At 73.0% G+C, this 15,445-nt stretch carries 13 protein-coding genes; 8 read left to right on the top strand and 5 right to left on the bottom strand.

Annotation, left to right across the window (positions count from 1 at the left end; translation table 11 throughout):
* Positions 1 to 477: 477 nt before the first annotated feature.
* Positions 478 to 1,404, bottom strand: coding sequence for a DUF3027 domain-containing protein (locus ACWD68_RS40425; protein WP_451811464.1), 927 nt, complete (start codon positions 1,402 to 1,404; stop codon positions 478 to 480).
* 503 nt (positions 1,405 to 1,907) lie between these two features.
* Here ACWD68_RS40425 and ACWD68_RS40420 point away from each other — a divergent pair.
* From ACWD68_RS40420 to ACWD68_RS40405, 4 genes are all read left to right on the top strand, one after another.
* On the top strand, positions 1,908 to 3,335 hold the full coding sequence (locus ACWD68_RS40420; RefSeq protein ID WP_451811463.1) for an MFS transporter: 1,428 nt from the start codon (positions 1,908 to 1,910) through the stop codon (positions 3,333 to 3,335).
* Positions 3,336 to 3,410: 75 nt separating this feature from the next.
* Positions 3,411 to 3,908, top strand: coding sequence for a DUF2771 domain-containing protein (locus tag ACWD68_RS40415; RefSeq protein ID WP_451811462.1), 498 nt, complete (start codon positions 3,411 to 3,413; stop codon positions 3,906 to 3,908).
* A 26-nt stretch (positions 3,909 to 3,934) separates the two neighbouring features.
* Positions 3,935 to 4,633, top strand: a complete 699-nt coding sequence (locus ACWD68_RS40410; protein ID WP_451811461.1) for a futalosine hydrolase — start codon at positions 3,935 to 3,937, stop codon at positions 4,631 to 4,633.
* Positions 4,617 to 5,519, top strand: a complete 903-nt coding sequence (locus tag ACWD68_RS40405; protein WP_451811460.1) for a 1,4-dihydroxy-6-naphthoate synthase — start codon at positions 4,617 to 4,619, stop codon at positions 5,517 to 5,519. Before ACWD68_RS40410 ends, ACWD68_RS40405 begins: the two co-directional genes overlap by 17 nt.
* 60 nt (positions 5,520 to 5,579) lie before the next feature.
* On the opposite strand, the gene ACWD68_RS40400 is transcribed toward ACWD68_RS40405, so the two are convergent.
* Complete coding sequence (locus ACWD68_RS40400) at positions 5,580 to 5,963, bottom strand: cold-shock protein (protein ID WP_451811459.1); 384 nt, start codon at positions 5,961 to 5,963, stop codon at positions 5,580 to 5,582.
* 196 nt (positions 5,964 to 6,159) lie between these two features.
* Here ACWD68_RS40400 and ACWD68_RS40395 point away from each other — a divergent pair, with 196 nt between their 5' ends.
* Entirely contained in the window at positions 6,160 to 6,411 is a 252-nt protein-coding gene (locus tag ACWD68_RS40395) for a hypothetical protein (RefSeq protein WP_451811458.1), read from the top strand.
* 42 nt (positions 6,412 to 6,453) lie between these two features.
* Here the strand turns inward: ACWD68_RS40395 and ACWD68_RS40390 are convergent, their stop codons facing one another.
* Positions 6,454 to 7,074 carry an HAD family hydrolase gene (locus ACWD68_RS40390; RefSeq protein WP_451811457.1) on the bottom strand — a complete coding sequence of 207 codons (621 nt, stop codon included), beginning with the start codon at positions 7,072 to 7,074 and terminating at the stop codon, positions 6,454 to 6,456.
* Positions 7,075 to 7,117: 43 nt separating this feature from the next.
* Positions 7,118 to 8,128 (bottom strand): HAAS signaling domain-containing protein, encoded by a 1,011-nt coding sequence (locus tag ACWD68_RS40385; protein ID WP_451811456.1) that lies wholly within the window; start codon positions 8,126 to 8,128, stop codon positions 7,118 to 7,120.
* Between the two features lie 196 nt (positions 8,129 to 8,324).
* On the opposite strand from ACWD68_RS40385, the gene ACWD68_RS40380 reads away from it, so the two are divergent.
* Together ACWD68_RS40380 and ACWD68_RS40375 are read left to right on the top strand one after the other, a co-directional pair.
* Positions 8,325 to 10,868 (top strand): helicase-associated domain-containing protein, encoded by a 2,544-nt coding sequence (locus ACWD68_RS40380; protein ID WP_451811455.1) that lies wholly within the window; start codon positions 8,325 to 8,327, stop codon positions 10,866 to 10,868.
* Between the two features lie 75 nt (positions 10,869 to 10,943).
* Positions 10,944 to 12,593, top strand: coding sequence for a DNA repair helicase XPB (locus ACWD68_RS40375; RefSeq protein WP_451811454.1), 1,650 nt, complete (start codon positions 10,944 to 10,946; stop codon positions 12,591 to 12,593).
* A gap of 91 nt (positions 12,594 to 12,684) precedes the next feature.
* Here the strand turns inward: ACWD68_RS40375 and ACWD68_RS40370 are convergent, their stop codons facing one another.
* The gene (locus tag ACWD68_RS40370; protein ID WP_451811453.1) at positions 12,685 to 12,879 is read right to left on the bottom strand and encodes a hypothetical protein; all 195 of its coding nucleotides are present in this window, start codon (positions 12,877 to 12,879) and stop codon (positions 12,685 to 12,687) included.
* A gap of 485 nt (positions 12,880 to 13,364) precedes the next feature.
* On the opposite strand from ACWD68_RS40370, the gene ACWD68_RS40365 reads away from it, so the two are divergent.
* Positions 13,365 to 15,329: a HelD family protein gene (locus ACWD68_RS40365; RefSeq protein WP_451811465.1), complete on the top strand. Its 1,965-nt coding sequence runs from the start codon at positions 13,365 to 13,367 to the stop codon at positions 15,327 to 15,329.
* The last annotated feature ends 116 nt before the right edge of the window (positions 15,330 to 15,445 follow it).

The following is a 15,445-nucleotide window of genomic DNA, read 5'->3' as shown; positions in this document are numbered from 1 at the left end:
GGAACCGCTGCTCGATCCGGACGTAAGCGACGGACATTGGGATGTACCGGCACGGCCCCTCCCGTGCGCTGCCCCCTGCGGGTGCGCTGTGGTGAGATCCAGCCCCTCCGGCGTTTGAGGAGCGGGGTCTGGGGCGGAGCCCCAGGGACGGGAAGGGTAGGGGCGGAGGGGGCGAAAGAAGGTTGGGGGGCACCCGCGCCGGAGACGGTGGGAGCGACGGAGACGGGAGCTCCGGAGACGGTGGGAGCGCCGGTGACGGGAGCTCCGGAGACGGTGGGAGCGCCGGTGACGGGAGCTCCGGAGACGGTGGGAGCGCCGGTCGCCCCCGCCGCCGGGGACAGGGGAAGGCCGGTTGTCCCCGCCGTCGGGGCAGGGGAAGGCCGGTTGCCTCCGGCGCCGCCGGGGCAGGGGAAACGCTTGTTACGTCGCCGGGGGGACGGTGGAAGCCGGTTTTCCGGTTCCGGGGGGAGCGAGGCGCTAGGAGTGGCCCAGTTCCGCGGTGGACTCGTCGGACGTCGCGGGTACCGAGCCCGAGTCGGGGGACGGACGCAGCGGGAACGGGTCCACCTGGGTCTCGTCGATCACCGGAGGCGCCGGCCGCGGAGGCTTCGGCATGACCGCGGCCTCGGAGTGCCCACCGCATCCGTACGCGAGAGACACCACACGCCCGTCGGCCGGCGAGAACTCATTCGCACAGACACCGAACGCCTGTCCGAGCGAGCCCCCCATGCGGTTCAGGAAGCCGCAGCTGACGCACGCCGCGGGCGCGGCCTGCGCCATCGCCGTCTTGGGCCCGTACGACTCCTCCCAGCGGTCGGCCGCGACATGCAGCCCGTACCGGGAGAGCACCCGGGCCCGCCGCAGCCCCAGTTCCTCGGCCACGGCCGCGATCGAGCCCCGGCGCGGAGCCATCGGCAGGTTCGCGGGTGTCCCCGCGGTCACCTCCGCGTCCTCCGCCTCCACCAGCTCGAACATGTCCTCCGAGACCGCGGAGTTCGGCGCGGGCTCGTCCTCGCCGGAGTAGCCCGGCTCCAGCCGGAGATCCTCGGCGTCCGTGGGCAGCAGGTCCCCGGGGCCCATGTCACCGGGGCGGAGCCGCTCGCTCCACGGCACCCACTCCGGGGCCAGCAGCGCGTCGGTGCCGGGCAGCAGCACCGTCTCGTCGAGGGTGACGATCTTCGCCCGGGAGGCGCGGGCCACGGTCGACGCCCAGCGCCAGCCGCGGTATCCCGGTTCCTTGCACTCGAAGAAGTGCGTGACAACGCGGTCTCCCTCGGAGACCAGCCCGAGGTGCTCTCCGACGACGCCTGGGTGGGCGGCTTCCTCGGCGGCCGCCCGGGCGAGGTCGACGGCCTCGGCGCACAGGCGGTCAGGGGTGCGGCTTCGCGTTGTCGCTGCGCTCACAGGTATCGCTTCTCTCCTACGCCGTCTCACGGGTGCGCCATTCCTCCGGCGGGGGTGCGGACGGAGCGGACCGGTGGGCCGCGTCGACGTCCGCGCCCGATCGCACTCGGGCGCACCTACGCCATCCATTCTGCGGGATGGCCGAGAGGCGCGCGGCCGAGAACAATCGCCGCATGCGCGTTACGCACGCTACCTTCTCCTGGCCCCTGGGCCCACACCGGCGGGCGTCTTCGGCGCTCCGCGCCGGGATCTTTGCCGCTCCGCGGCACCCGGGCCCGCCGCTCCGCGGCGCCATCCCCGGCGCTCAGCACCGAAAGTTTCCCGCGCACCCCACCCGTCTCGCCCCGCCAAAAAGTGATCTGCCCAGGACCGGGACGGCCCGGCGTCACGCCCTGCCGAACAGCACCCGTCGGCGCCCCTGATCGCCCCCGCCCGCCCCCCACTCGGCCCTCATCCGCGCGCTAACCGCACTACGCACCCCGAAGTCGGGGCACTATGACGGAGTGGCATCCGCGAGGTCGCCCCAGGGAGCAACCGGTATCGGTGGCGCCAAAGGGAGCAACGGGAGTGGCGGATCGGGCCGGGTGACCGGGTCCGTCCGTGCGGTTGGGCGTGCCCTGCACTTCCCGGTGACACGGACGGCGCGCGGCATCCGCAAGGCGACGCACGCGCACGGGGCGGGCGAGTCGGGCCTCGGGAAACTGATCGAACTGCACGCTGTGAACGGCGCGGGCGATGTCATGATCACGGTGGCGCTCGCATCCACCGTCTTCTTCTCCGTGCCGACCGACGAGGCCCGCGGCCGGGTCGCCCTCTACCTGGGCATCACGATGGCGCCCTTCGCCCTCCTCGCCCCCGTGATCGGCCCGCTGCTGGACCGTCTGCCGCACGGACGGCGGGCCGCGATGGCGGGCTCGATGCTCGCCCGGGCGATGCTCGCGCTGATGCTGTCGGGCGCGGTCGTCACCGGCACCTTCGAGCTGTACCCCGCCGCGCTCGGCGTGCTCGTCGCCTCGAAGGCGTACGGCGTGGTGCGCAGTGCCGTCGTGCCCCGGCTTCTGCCACCCACGTTCTCCCTGGTCAAAGCGAACTCCCGGGTCACTCTGGGTGGGCTCCTCGCCACCGGTGTGGCCGGGCCGATCGCCGCCCTGCTCCAGTCGCTGGGAGCGCGCTATCCGCTCTACGGCGCCTTCGTGATCTTCATCGCGGGCACGTTCCTGTCGTTCTCGCTGCCGCCCAAGGTGGACTCCGCCAAGGGCGAGGACAAGGCGCTGCTCGCCGCCGACGCGGAGCATCTGCACCGCCCCCCGCGCCTGAAGAAACCCCCGCGCCCCGGACTGCGGACCGTGGGGACGGCCGTCACCCACGCGCTCGGCGCCAACGCCTCGCTGCGCTGCCTGTCCGGCTTCCTGATCTTCTTCCTCGCCTTCCTGCTGCGCCAGCAGCCGCTCAGCGGCAAGAGCGCGGCGGTCTCGCTCGGCCTGGTGGTCGTCTGCGCGGGCGTGGGCAACGCGCTCGGCACGGCCGTCGGAGCTTGGCTGAAACAGCGCGCCCCGGAGATCATCATCGTGACGGTGGTGGCGTTCGTGCTCGCCGTCGCGATCACGGCGGCGATCTTCTTCGGCACCCTGCTGGTGGCGTGCCTCGCCGCGGTCGCCGGGTTCGCGCAGGCGCTCGCCAAGCTGTCCCTGGACGCGCTGATCCAGCGCGACGTCCCCGAACTCGTCCGGAGTTCGGCCTTCGCCCGTTCCGAGACACTGCTCCAGATGGCCTGGGTCCTCGGCGGAGCCATCGGTATCGCGATGCCGCTCAACGGCTCGCTCGGCCTCTCCGTGGCCGCCGGGATCGTCGCCGTGGGATGGCTGACGACCGTACGGGGACTGCTCGCCGTGGCGCGGCGCGGCGGATCGGCCAGGCAGCGGGTCTCCTGAGCCGCGCGGGGGCCACGCACGGCACGCCGCACCCCACGTGGGGGCTCGGGTGGGCCTGCCCGATAGCCTTCGGCCATGACCTCCCTGCCCCGCGGCAGAGCCGCTAATGGACAACGCGCTGCGCGCCGCCGCCGCGCCGTCGCCACCGTCGGCGCCGTTTCCGCCGGACTCCTCGTCCTGTCCGCCTGTGACAAGCCGTCGCCGATCGCCACCATCACGGTCGGCGACAACTCGGTGAGCTCCGAGACCGACTGCTACAACGACGGGGACACGGTGAAGACCGCGGACCTGGCGAAGTGCCTGAAGGACAAGGACATCAAGTCCATCAAGGTCGACCCCGACGAGACCGTCCGGTTCGGTGTGGACCCGGAGATCGCGGACAAGGGCTGGACGATCCTGATGAACGGTCAGCCGCTGACCGACGCCAGCACGAAGACGTACCGGACCATTCCCGGCAGCGTCTTCTTCAACGAGCAGTACGGGGCCACCGGCAACTCGACGCTCGTCTCCGTCAAGGAGGGCGAGAAGACCGTGACCGGTCTGTGGACCTTCAAGCTCAAGAAGGACGCCTGATCTCTGCCGCCGGGCCGAGGGTGCTCGTGGCCACCGCCGTCCCCGCCGAGAGGGACGCGGTGGCCGGGGTGTCGTCCGGCACGGGGCGTGAGATACGGCTTCCGGGGGCGACGCTCCACCGGGTCGGTGGGCGCGATCTGCTCGCCGCGGGTGTCGGCCCCGCCCTCGCCGCCGCCTCCGTCGCCTCCGCGCTGACCGCCGCGGCCCTCGAGGGCGCGCCCTACGGCCTCGTCGTCTGCGCGGGTGTCGCCGGCGGTTTCCAGCCCGGCGCGCCCGTGGGATCGCTCGTGATCGCCGACGACATCGTCGCGGCCGACCTGGGCGCGGAGGCGCCGGAGGGGTTCCTCCCGGTCACCGAGCTCGGCTTCGGAACCGTCAGCCACCGGCCTCCGGAATCACTCGTACGAGAGGCCGCGGCCGTCACGGGTGGACGTGTCGGAACGGTGCTCACCGTGTCGACCGTGACCGGCAGTGCCGCTCGCGCCGCCGAACTGCGGGCCCGGCATCCACGGGCCCTCGCCGAGGCGATGGAGGGGTTCGGGGTCGCCGAGGCGGCCGGCGCGCACGGGGTGCCGGTGCTGGAGATCCGCGCGGTGTCCAATCCCGTCGGCCCGCGTGACCGCGCCGCGTGGCGCATCGGCGACGCTCTCGCCGCACTCACCGAGGCTTTCGGGAAGCTGACGCCCCTCCTGGAGAGTTGGAACCGACATGACCGTACGCACTGAACCCGCCGAAGACCTGCGGATCGCCTACTCGCCCTGCCCGAACGACACCTTCGTCTTCGACGCCTGGGCGCACGGCCGGATCCCGGGAGCGCCCGCGCTCGACGTGACGTTCGCGGACATCGACATCACCAACGGCATGGCCGAGCGCGGCGAGTTCGACGTGCTGAAGGTGTCGTACGCCGTGCTGCCGTACGTCCTCGACGACTACGCGCTGCTGCCGTGCGGCGGCGCGCTGGGGCGGGGCTGCGGGCCGCTGGTGCTGACCAGGGAGGCGGGTACCGGGGGCGCCACCCCGCTCGGGCGGGGCCGGGAGCCCGGCGGATTGAAGGGCCGTACCGTAGCCGTGCCGAGCGAGCGGTCGACGGCGTATCTGCTGTTCCGGCTGTGGGCGGCGGACACGGTGCCCGGCGGGGTCGGCGAGATCGTGGTCATGCCGTTCCACGAGATCATGCCGGCCGTCCGGGACGGGAAGGTCGACGCGGGGCTCGTCATCCACGAGGCGCGTTTCACGTACCAGAACTACGGGCTGCACAAACTCGCCGACCTGGGTGAGCACTGGGAGCGGACCACCGGGCTGCCGATCCCGCTGGGCGCGATCATCGCCAGGCGGTCGCTGGGAGCGGAGCGGCTCCGGGCGCTCGCCGACGCCACCCGCGCCTCGGTCCGCGCCGCCTGGGACGACCCCGAGGCCTCCCGCGCCTACGTCCTGGAACACGCCCAGGAGATGGACCCGAAGGTCGCGGACCAGCACATCGGCCTGTACGTCAACGAGTTCACGGCCGATCTGGGCGAGGACGGGTACGCGGCGATCCGCGGACTGCTCACGCGCGCGGCGGCCGAGGGGCTGGTGCCGCCCCTTGGGCCGAACGCGCTGGCCTTCCCCTGATTCTCCCCCGGCCCCTTCCGGATTCTCCTCAGAACCCGGCCGAAGGCCGCTGAACGCCGGTCATACGTCGAGCTGGTCGGCGACCGCGCGCAGCAGGCCCCCGATCTTCTTGCCGGAGGCCTTGTCGGGGTAGCGGCCCTTCTCCAGCATCGGCGTGATGTTTTCGAGGAGGGTCGTCAGGTCCTGGACGATGGAGGCCAGTTCGTCCGGCTTGCGGCGCTGGGCCGCCGCGACCGAGGGGGTCGGGTCCAGGATGGTCACCGAGAGCGCCTGGTCACCGCGCTGACCGGCGACGACGCCGAACTCGACGCGCTGGCCGGGCTTGAGGGCGTCGACTCCGGCGGGCAGGACCGAGGAATGGACGAAGACGTCGCCGCCGTCGTCGCGGGAGAGAAAGCCGAAGCCCTTCTCAGTGTTGAACCACTTGACTTTGCCGGTGGGCACGTCTGTCCTCGTCCTCGTACTCGTCGGAAACTGCTCGGGAAACCACGCGGGTGGTTGCAGGGGCAACTGCCCGTAAACGCCTCTGGAGAGCACTACAGCGGGTCAGCCGACCCGCCGGTACCAAGGCTAATGGTCCGTCGGCTGGTGACAAGACGTCGCTGGATTGTTCCTTCGCGCAGGGAACTACCCTGGTCGAGTGCGTGACAAAACCCAAGCGAATTCCCTCGAAGCCGGTGACCGGCTGATCCGTGCCGGTGCCATCGTCTTCTTCATCGGCGCGTTGGCCACACTGGTCACCGTGGCACCACTGTTGCTCGGCACGAATCCATTTCCGACCTACATGTTCGGCTTGAGCATGCTTATGGGCGTCGGATTCCTGCTGGCCGCCGCCGGCGTGTTCCGGTCGGCCGCGGAGGGCCGCCGCCGGGCCCGGGCCGCCCGTTCCTGACGGCGGCCGTGCCGGCGGCCCGGTGGTGGCTCCGCTCCACGTCTAGCGGTGGTTCTCCAGCCAGGCCGGGAACTCCGTGAGATCGCCGAGGACGACGTCCGCGCCCGCCGCGCGCAGTTCCTCGGCGTCGCACGGCCCGGTCGCCACGGCCACGGAGTACGCCCGCGCCGTGTGCGCGCCGCGTACGTCGCCGGTGTGGTCGCCGACGTACACGCTCGCGCCGTGCTCGCGCAGCGCCACCGCCTTCTGTTCGGCCCACAGGTTGCCGACGAGTGCGTCCGCGCCTATGCCCAGGTGTTCCAGGTGCAGCCTGGCGTTGGGCTCCCACTTGGCGGTGACGACGACCGTGCGCCCGCCCGCCGCCCGCACCGCCTCCACGGCCTCACGCGCGCCGGGCATCGCGAGCGTGCCGGTGATCGCGTGTGCGGGGTACATCTCGCGGTAGAGGTCGGCCATCGCCGCGACCTCCCGGGCCGGGAACCAGTTGGCGAGTTCGTCCTCCAGCGGCGGGCCGAGCCGCGTGACCACGAGATCCGAGTCGATGTACGTCCCGGTCCGCGCCGAGATCGCCTCGTAGCAGGCGTGGATCCCGGGGCGGGAGTCGATCAGGGTCATGTCGAGGTCGAAGCCGACGGTCAGCGCGGGGGAAGTCATATGGACCATTGTGCCCAGCTCGCCGGGGAGCCGGTCCGGGCCCCTTCGGCGGTCAGGTGCGGCGCTGGGAGCGCCAGACCAGGTACAGGGCCGAGGCGACGGCGGCGCCGCGGACGATCCAGGGCCAGGTCTCGGTCATCGCGTCGTTCATGCGGCCCTCGGCGATGGGGGTGCCCCAGCGGCCGGTCGAGCGGCCCCAGATCCAGACGATGCCCGCCGTGGCGGACAGTCCCGGCAGGACGAGGACGGCCCACTTCGATTCGGCGGGGGTGAGCCGGCGCGAACCGTAGGCGATCAGCCAGCCGAGGCCGAGCGCGAACCAGTTGCCGAGAAGGGCGCCCACGACGAGGAGGGCGGCGGCGAGCAGGAGCAGGGGGTTGGTGTAGCCGCTGAGGCGCGGGAAGCGACGGCGCGCGACGGTGTCCTCGGCGTCCGGTTCGTCCTCGGGGCCCGGTGCCGCCGCCTTCTCCTTGGCCGGTCCCGGCTCCGCTTCGCCTTGTTCGGCTCCGCGGTCCCTCTCGCCCGGGGGCGGCTTGAGCAGGTCGGGGATCTCCACGCCGCCGACGAACCCCGGCACGCTGTCGCCGAGTCCGAAGGGGCTGTTCTCCACGCGCCACCAGTCCGGCCGGTCCGCGCTGCCGCCCAGTTCGTGCGCGCTCGCCAGGTGGGGCGGGGACGGGGCGTCGGCCCCGGCGCTCTCGGCGGGACGCGCTTCCGCGGAGCGCGGGCGGGGGACGACGCGGCGCAGCCTCTTGGGGCGCTCCTCCGGTTCGGCGGCGGCACGCCGGGCGGGCACGGCGGTCCGGCTCCGTGTACCGGGTCCGGGGCCCTCGGTGCCCTGTCCGGCCGCCGCGACGATCTCGTCGGGGGTGCCGAGGCGGTCGAGGATGCGGCGGACGGCGGCGGGGCTGTCGGGGGTGCCGTTCGCCCTGCGGCGGTCGATCTCGCCGCGCAGTTCCGAGACCAGGCGCATCCGGGTCGCCGACGGCAACTGCCGCTGCTGGGCCAGGTCGCCGACCCGGCTCAGATAGTCGAAGACCAGCTGGTCGCTCTCGATCCCCACGAAGTCCCCTCCGGGGCAGGTGCGTTGGATACCCCGTGGTGACGAAGGTACCGGTTTTTCCGTGCGCGGGAGCGCCCCGCCGGGGGCTCGGGCAGCCGTACGACGCTCCTCCCTCCACCGCGCCCGCGCGGCTGGTGGACGATCCACCGGCCTGGGGCCGGGCCCCGGGAGCCCGCCACCCGCTACCGTTGACAGGATGAGCCCCGAGACGACCTCCCCGCGGTCCCTGGCGGAAGCCCTCCGCACGCGGGACGACGCCTCGCTGTCCGCCCTCCTGCGGTCCCGTCCGGACCTGATCACCCCCGTCCCCACTGATCTCACCCAGCTGGCCACCCGGGCGGGCACCCGGGCGTCGGTCGTCCGTGCCCTGGAGCGCCTGGACCGTTTCACGCTCCAGACGGCGGAGGCGCTGGCGGTGGCGCCGGAACCGGCGACGTACGACGAACTGCTCGGGCTTCTCGCGGGCGACGACGCCGACCCCGCGGTCACGGCGGCCTACCCGCACGCTCTCGGGACGCTCCGCGAGCAGGCCCTCGTCTGGGGCGGCGACGACCGCCTGCGGCTCGTACGAACGGCACGCGAGCTGCTGGCGCCGTCGCCGCAGCACCCTTCCCCGACGGGGCTCGGGCCGACGGTCGGTGAGTCCACGGCGGGCATGTCGCCGGGGCGCATCCAGGAGATCGTGGCCGCGGCGGGGCTGCCGAGCACCCATGACTCCGTGTCGGCGGTGGTGTCGCTGAGTGCCCTTTTCACCGACCGGCGCCGGATGTCGGCACTGCTGGACGAAGCGCCCGCCGCGGCGGTGGAGGTGCTTTCACGGCTGGTCTGGGGGCCGCCGTACGGGCAGGTGACGGCCGAACCGGCGGCGCATCTGCGCTGGCTGATCGGACGGGGGCTGCTGCTGCCGACGGGGCCCGGCACGGTCGTCCTGCCCCGGGAGGTCGCCCTGCATATGCGCGCGGGCCGTGCGCACCGGGTGACGGAGCCGGTGGCGCCCGCGGTCGAGGCCGCGACGACGCACCGTCCACAGGTTGTGGACGCCGCCGCGGCGGGCCAGGCGTACACGACGCTGGCGACCGTCGAGGAACTGATGAAGGACTGGCACGAGGGCGGTCCGGCGGTGCTGCGCGCGGGCGGGCTCAGCGTGCGCGACCTGAAGCGGACGGCGGTGGCGCTCGACGTCTCCGAGCCCGTCGCCGCGTTCTGGGTGGAACTCGCCCACGCGGCGGGCCTGGTGGCGTCGGACGGCGGGGCGGAGGAGCGGTACGCGGCGACGCCGGCCTACGACGAATGGCTGGAGCTGCCCGCCGCCGAGCGCTGGACACGGCTCGCCTCGGCGTGGCTCGCGGCGACGCGCACGGCGGGGCTGGTCGGCGGACGGGACGCGAAGGACCGTACGCTCTCGGCGCTCGGCCCCGGTCTCGACCGTTCCGCGGCGCCCGAGGTCCGCCACCGCGTCCTCACCCTCCTCGCCGCGCTCCCCGAGGGCGCCACTCCCGCCGCGGACTCCGTCCTCGCCCGGCTGTACTGGGAACGCCCGCAGCGCGGTGCCCGGCCCTCTCCGGAGGACCTGCGCGCCCGGCTGGCCCGGTGGACGCTGTCCGAGGCGGAGCTGCTCGGGGTCACCGGCCGGGGCGCGCTGTCCGCGCAGGGACGGGCACTGATGGGTCTGCCGGGGACGGCGGGCGCCAAAGCGGCGGAGCCGTCGGGTCCCGGCGACAAGCTCCCCGCCCACAAGCGGCACCACCCCGTGCCCGCCCCCGCGCCGCACTCCCCCGCCGAGCGGGCCGCCGCCGCGGTCCGGGCCGCCCGGCTCCTCGCCCCGCTGCTGCCCGAACCGCTCGACCACGTCCTGCTCCAGGCGGACCTGACGGCGGTCGCGCCCGGCCCCCTGGAGCGTCCCCTGGCCGACACCCTCGGTGTGCTCGCGGACGTCGAGTCCAAGGGCGGGGCGACGGTCTACCGCTTCACCCCCGGCTCGGTGCGCCGGGCGCTCGACGCGGGCCGTTCGGCGTCCGACCTGCACGCCTTCCTCAGCGCCCACTCCCGTACGCCGATCCCGCAGCCGCTCACCTATCTGATCGACGACGTGGCGCGCCGGCACGGCCATCTGCGGATCGGGGCGGCGTCGGCGTACGTCCGCTGCGACGACGACGCGGTGCTCAACGAGATCCTCGCCGACAAGCGCTCGCAGGGGCTCGGGCTCCGGCGGCTCGCGCCCACGGTGCTGGCCGCGCAGGCCGACCCGGCGGCCCTTCTCGCGGGCCTGAGGTCGATGGGCTTCGCACCCGCCGCCGAATCCGCGGAGGGCGACGTCCTGATCACCCGGGCGCACGCCCACCGCACCCCGCCGCGCACCGCCCCGGAGCCCGTCCCGGACGGTCCGCCGGTCCCCGACACCACCCTTCTCGGCGCCGCGATCCGCGCCATCCGGGCCGGGGACCTCGCCTCCACCACCCCGCGCAAGGCGGACCCGGCGGGCGACCGCCCCGGCAACGGCGAGCTGCCCCGCACCAGCTCCGCCGAGACGCTGGCCACCATGCAGGCCGCCGTCCTGACCGGTGAGGCGGTGTGGATCGGCTACGTCAACGCCGAGGGCGCCGCCAGCCAGCGCGTCATCGCCCCCGTCCGGGTCGAGGGCGGCTTCGTCACGGCGTACGACCACACGGCGGACGAGGTCCGGACCTATCCGCTGCACCGGGTCACGGGGGTCGCGGAGCTGGCGGACGACCAGCCGTGATCACCCGCCGGTAGGGCACACTGGACGTTTGGCCGAGTATCCGCGCCGGATGCCGCCACGCAGAAAGGGACGGGTGTGAACGGACCCCTCATCGTCCAGTCCGACAAGACGCTCCTGCTCGAAGTCGATCACGAGCTGGCCGACGCCTGCCGTCGCGTCATCGCCCCCTTCGCCGAGCTGGAGCGGGCGCCCGAGCACATCCACACCTACCGGATCACGCCGCTCGGCCTGTGGAACGCGCGAGCCGCCGGGCACGACGCCGAACAGGTCGTGGACGCGCTCGTGGAGTTCAGCCGCTATCCGGTCCCGCACGCGCTGCTCGTGGACATCGCCGAGACGATGGACCGCTACGGACGCCTCACTCTGAGCAAGCACCCGGCCCACGGACTCGTGCTCACGACCACCGACCGGCCCGTCCTCGAAGAGGTGCTGCGCTCCAAGCGCGTCGCGCCGCTCGTCGGCAACCGGATCGACGCCGACACCGTGGCCGTGCACCCCTCCGAGCGCGGGCAGATCAAGCAGACCCTGCTGAAGCTCGGCTGGCCGGCCGAGGACCTCGCCGGGTACGTCGACGGCGAAGCGCACGCCATCGACCTCGTGGAGGACGGCTGGGCGCTGCGGCCCTACCAGAAGCAGGCCGTGGAGAACTTCTGGCACGGCGGGTCCGGTGTGGTCGTGCTCCCCTGCGGCGCGGGCAAGACACTCGTCGGGGCCGGTGCCATGGCGCAGGCCAAGGCGACCACCCTCATCCTCGTCACCAACACCGTCTCCGCCCGGCAGTGGAAGCACGAGCTGGTGAAGCGGACCTCGCTGACCGAGGACGAGATCGGTGAGTACAGCGGGACGCGCAAGGAGATCCGCCCGGTCACCATCGCCACCTACCAGGTGCTGACGACCAGGCGGAAGGGCGTCTACCCGCATCTCGAGCTCTTCGACTCCCGCGACTGGGGCCTCATCCTCTACGACGAGGTCCATCTGCTGCCCGCTCCCGTCTTCAAGTTCACCGCCGACCTCCAGGCCCGGCGCCGACTGGGGCTGACCGCCACGCTCGTGCGGGAGGACGGGCGCGAGTCGGACGTCTTCTCCCTCATCGGGCCCAAGCGGTTCGACGCGCCGTGGAAGGAGATCGAGGCGCAGGGTTACATCGCGCCCGCCGACTGTGTCGAGGTGCGGGTGAACCTCACCGACTCCGAGCGGCTCGCGTACGCCACCGCCGAGACCGAGGAGAAGTACCGCTTCTGCGCCACGACCGCGACCAAGCGGAAGGTGACCGAGGCGCTGGTCCGGAAGTTCGCGGGTCAGCAGATCCTCGTGATCGGCCAGTACATCGACCAGCTCGACGAGCTGGGCGAGCACCTGAACGCGCCCGTCATCAAGGGCGAGACCAGCAATGCCCAGCGGGAGAAGCTGTTCGGCGCCTTCCGGGAGGGCGAGATCAGCGTGCTCGTCGTGTCCAAGGTCGCCAACTTCTCCATCGACCTGCCGGAGGCCACGGTGGCCATCCAGGTCTCGGGCACCTTCGGCTCGCGCCAGGAGGAGGCCCAGCGCCTGGGCCGCGTCCTGCGTCCGAAGGCCGACGGCCACCAGGCCCACTTCTATTCGGTGGTCGCCCGCGACACCATCGACCAGGACTTCGCCGCCCACCGCCAGCGCTTCCTGGCGGAACAGGGCTACGCCTACCGGATCATGGACGCGGACGAACTGCTGAGCGACAGCGGCAGCTGACCGGAAGCGACCGCCGACCGACGGTGACGGCCGACCGACGTCGAGGGCGACGCCGGAACGCCGTCGCCGCAGGGCCGGGCGATACGGCGGTTCAGCGGCGGCGGACGCCGGCTTCCTCGCCGTACTCGCCGAGCACGACGACGCCGAACGCGGCCGTCGCGAAGACCTTCACGGCGCGCAGGGCGTCGCCGAGGCGGTGGCGGTGGTGGACGGAGGTGACGGCCGTCGCCCCGCGGGCGGCGGCGCCGGGATGGGCAGGGCCTGGGGTGAAAGTGGCTGCACTCATACCTCCATGGTGCGACCCCCTTCCCCGAACGGCGTCGGTCTTCCGACCGAACCTCGGCATCCCCCGAGTCCACCTCCGGGCCCGCCCGCCCTCCACCTCACGGCGGACACCACCCCTAGGGTTCCCGGGGGCCCGCCCCTGAGACGGCGGCCCGTGCCTGTGCGGTGCGGAACCGGCGCCGGAAAACTCATTGGCACCGGCATCCGTCCCTCGCCTAGAATCTTCCGTCTTGCCCGCCTCCCTTCACGGAGTGCCGCCGCCCGGCCGGAAACCGGACGGCACCTGGAACCGCTCACGGATTCCGCACGGATTCCGCACCGGTTCCGCAGAGATTCACCGCCTGGATCACTCCCGCAGCAGGCCCCCGGAGGCAATTCCCCGTGTCCACCCTGTCCGGCGCCCCGTCCGGCGCCCCGTCCGAGTCCGCCGATCCCCTCTCCCGCGAGCGTGCCCGCCTCGCCGACTCCCGTTCGGCGCTCCGCACGATGCGCGAGGACGCGGAGAACCTCGACATCCGCGACGTCACCGCGAACTGGGTGAACGCCGAGGTGCTGCACCGGCAGATCGGCGAGCGCATCAAGGCCCTCGCCGACCTCAGCCACACCCCGCTGTTCTTCGGACGGCTCGACTATCTGCACGCGCCGGGCGCCGACCGGGCCGAGGGCGCGGGGGGCGAGCGGTTCTACATCGGGCGGCGGCATGTGCACGACGCCGGCGGCGACCCGATGGTCATCGACTGGCGCGCGCCGGTGTCGCAGCCGTTCTACCGGGCCTCGAAGAAGGACCCGCTGGATGTCGGGCTGCGCCGGCGCTTCGGCTACACCGGCGGCGACCTCACGGCCTACGAGGACGAGCACCTCTCCGACCCGACCGAGGCCGCGGCCACCAGCAAGCTGCTCCAGCAGGAGATCGAGCGCCCGCGCGTCGGCCCGATGCGCGACATCGTGGCGACCATCCAGCCGGAGCAGGACGAGATCGTCCGGTCCGGGCTGTCCGGCTCGGTCTGCGTGCAGGGAGGCCCCGGCACCGGAAAGACCGCCGTCGGCCTGCACCGGGTCGCGTATCTGCTGTACGCGCACCGCGACCGGCTCGCCCGCACCGGCACCCTGGTCATCGGGCCGAACAAGTCCTTCCTGCACTACATCGAACAAGTCCTGCCCGCCCTCGGCGAGTTGGATGTCAAGCAGGCGACCGTCGACGATCTCGTCGCGCATGTCGAGGTGCGGGGCGGCGACGAAGCGGCCGCGGCCGTGCTCAAGGGCGACGCCCGGATGGCACAGGTGCTGCGCCGGGCCGTCCGATCGCACGTGACCCTGCCGACCGAGCCGGTGGTGGTGGTCCGGGGATCCCGGCGCTGGCGCGTACCGGCGTACGAACTCGAGCAGATCGTGCGGGAGTTGCTCGACCGCGACATCCGGTACGGCGCCGCGCACCAGGCCCTTCCGCAGCGGATCGCGCATGCCGTGCTGGTCCAGATGGAGCGCTCGGGAGAGGCCCCCGACGACCGGGTGCAGGACGCGGTCGCCCGCAACGCCGCCGTGAAGGCCGCCGTGAAGGCCGTCTGGCCGCAGGTCGACCCCGCGAAGCTCGTCCTCAGGCTGCTGACCGACGCGGACTTCCTCGCCGCGCACGCGGAGGGGCTGCTCGACGAGGCCGAGCAGAAGGAGATCCTCTGGGCGAAGCCGGTGCGCAGCGTGAAGTCCGCCAAGTGGTCGGCCGCCGACGCCGTGCTGATCGACGAGGCCACCGATCTGGTCCAGCGCACGCACTCGCTGGGGCACGTGGTGCTCGACGAGGCGCAGGACCTGTCGCCGATGCAGTACCGCGCGGTGGGGCGGCGCTGCACGACGGGTTCGGCGACCGTGCTCGGGGACCTGGCACAGGGGACGACCCCGTGGGCGACGCGCAGCTGGGAGGAGGCCCTTGGCCATCTGGGCAAGGGGGACGCCGTGGTGGAGGAGCTGACGGCGGGCTTCCGCGTCCCCACGGACGTCATCACCTACGCGTCCCGGCTGCTGCCGCACATCGCGCCCGGTCTCACGCCGGTCGCGTCGGTGCGGGAGAACCCGGGCTTCTTCGAGGTGCGCGCGAGTACGGCGGACGCCGAGGTCGTGGGCGCGGTGGAGGAGTTGCTGAGCCATGAGGGGTCGGTCGGGCTGATCGCCGCCGACGCCCGGATCCCGGTGCTCGCCGAGGCGCTGGCGGCGGCCGGGCGGACGTACCTCGGTCCGGGCGAGGAGACGACGGCCGAGACCCGGCTGACCCTGGTGCCGGCCTCGCTCGCCAAGGGCCTGGAGTACGACTACGTGGTCCTGGACGAGCCGCGGGCCGTCGTGGACGGCGAACCGGACGAGCGCACCGGCCTGCGCCGCCTGTACGTGGCGCTCACCCGTGCGGTGTCCGGGCTGATCGTGACGCATACGGCGCCGCTCCCGGCCGAGCTGACCTGACCGGCCGGTGGCCCCCGGCGTACGCGCCGGGGGCCACCGTGGATCGCCAAGGTGACGGGCCACAAGCGGCGCGCCGCCAAGTAACACCGCCGCACGACCAAGTGCCCTTCGCCGAC

The sequence above is a fragment of the Streptomyces sp. NPDC005141 genome (assembly GCF_053599975.1).
Note: the sequence above shows the minus strand (reverse complement) of the source record. Positions and strands in the feature narration are given on the sequence as shown.

What these genes read in the sequence shown, in the direction of transcription:
- ACWD68_RS40405 (WP_451811460.1), top strand. Translation starts at nt 4,617, where the DNA reads ATGACCGTACGCACTGAACCCGCCGAAGACCTGCGGATCGCCTACTCG.
- ACWD68_RS40390 (WP_451811457.1), bottom strand. Translation starts at nt 7,074, where the DNA reads ATGGTCCATATGACTTCCCCCGCGCTGACCGTCGGCTTCGACCTCGAC.
- ACWD68_RS40415 (WP_451811462.1), top strand. Translation starts at nt 3,411, where the DNA reads ATGACCTCCCTGCCCCGCGGCAGAGCCGCTAATGGACAACGCGCTGCG.
- ACWD68_RS40365 (WP_451811465.1), top strand. Translation starts at nt 13,365, where the DNA reads ATGCGCGAGGACGCGGAGAACCTCGACATCCGCGACGTCACCGCGAAC.
- ACWD68_RS40370 (WP_451811453.1), bottom strand. Translation starts at nt 12,879, where the DNA reads ATGAGTGCAGCCACTTTCACCCCAGGCCCTGCCCATCCCGGCGCCGCC.
- ACWD68_RS40380 (WP_451811455.1), top strand. Translation starts at nt 8,325, where the DNA reads ATGAGCCCCGAGACGACCTCCCCGCGGTCCCTGGCGGAAGCCCTCCGC.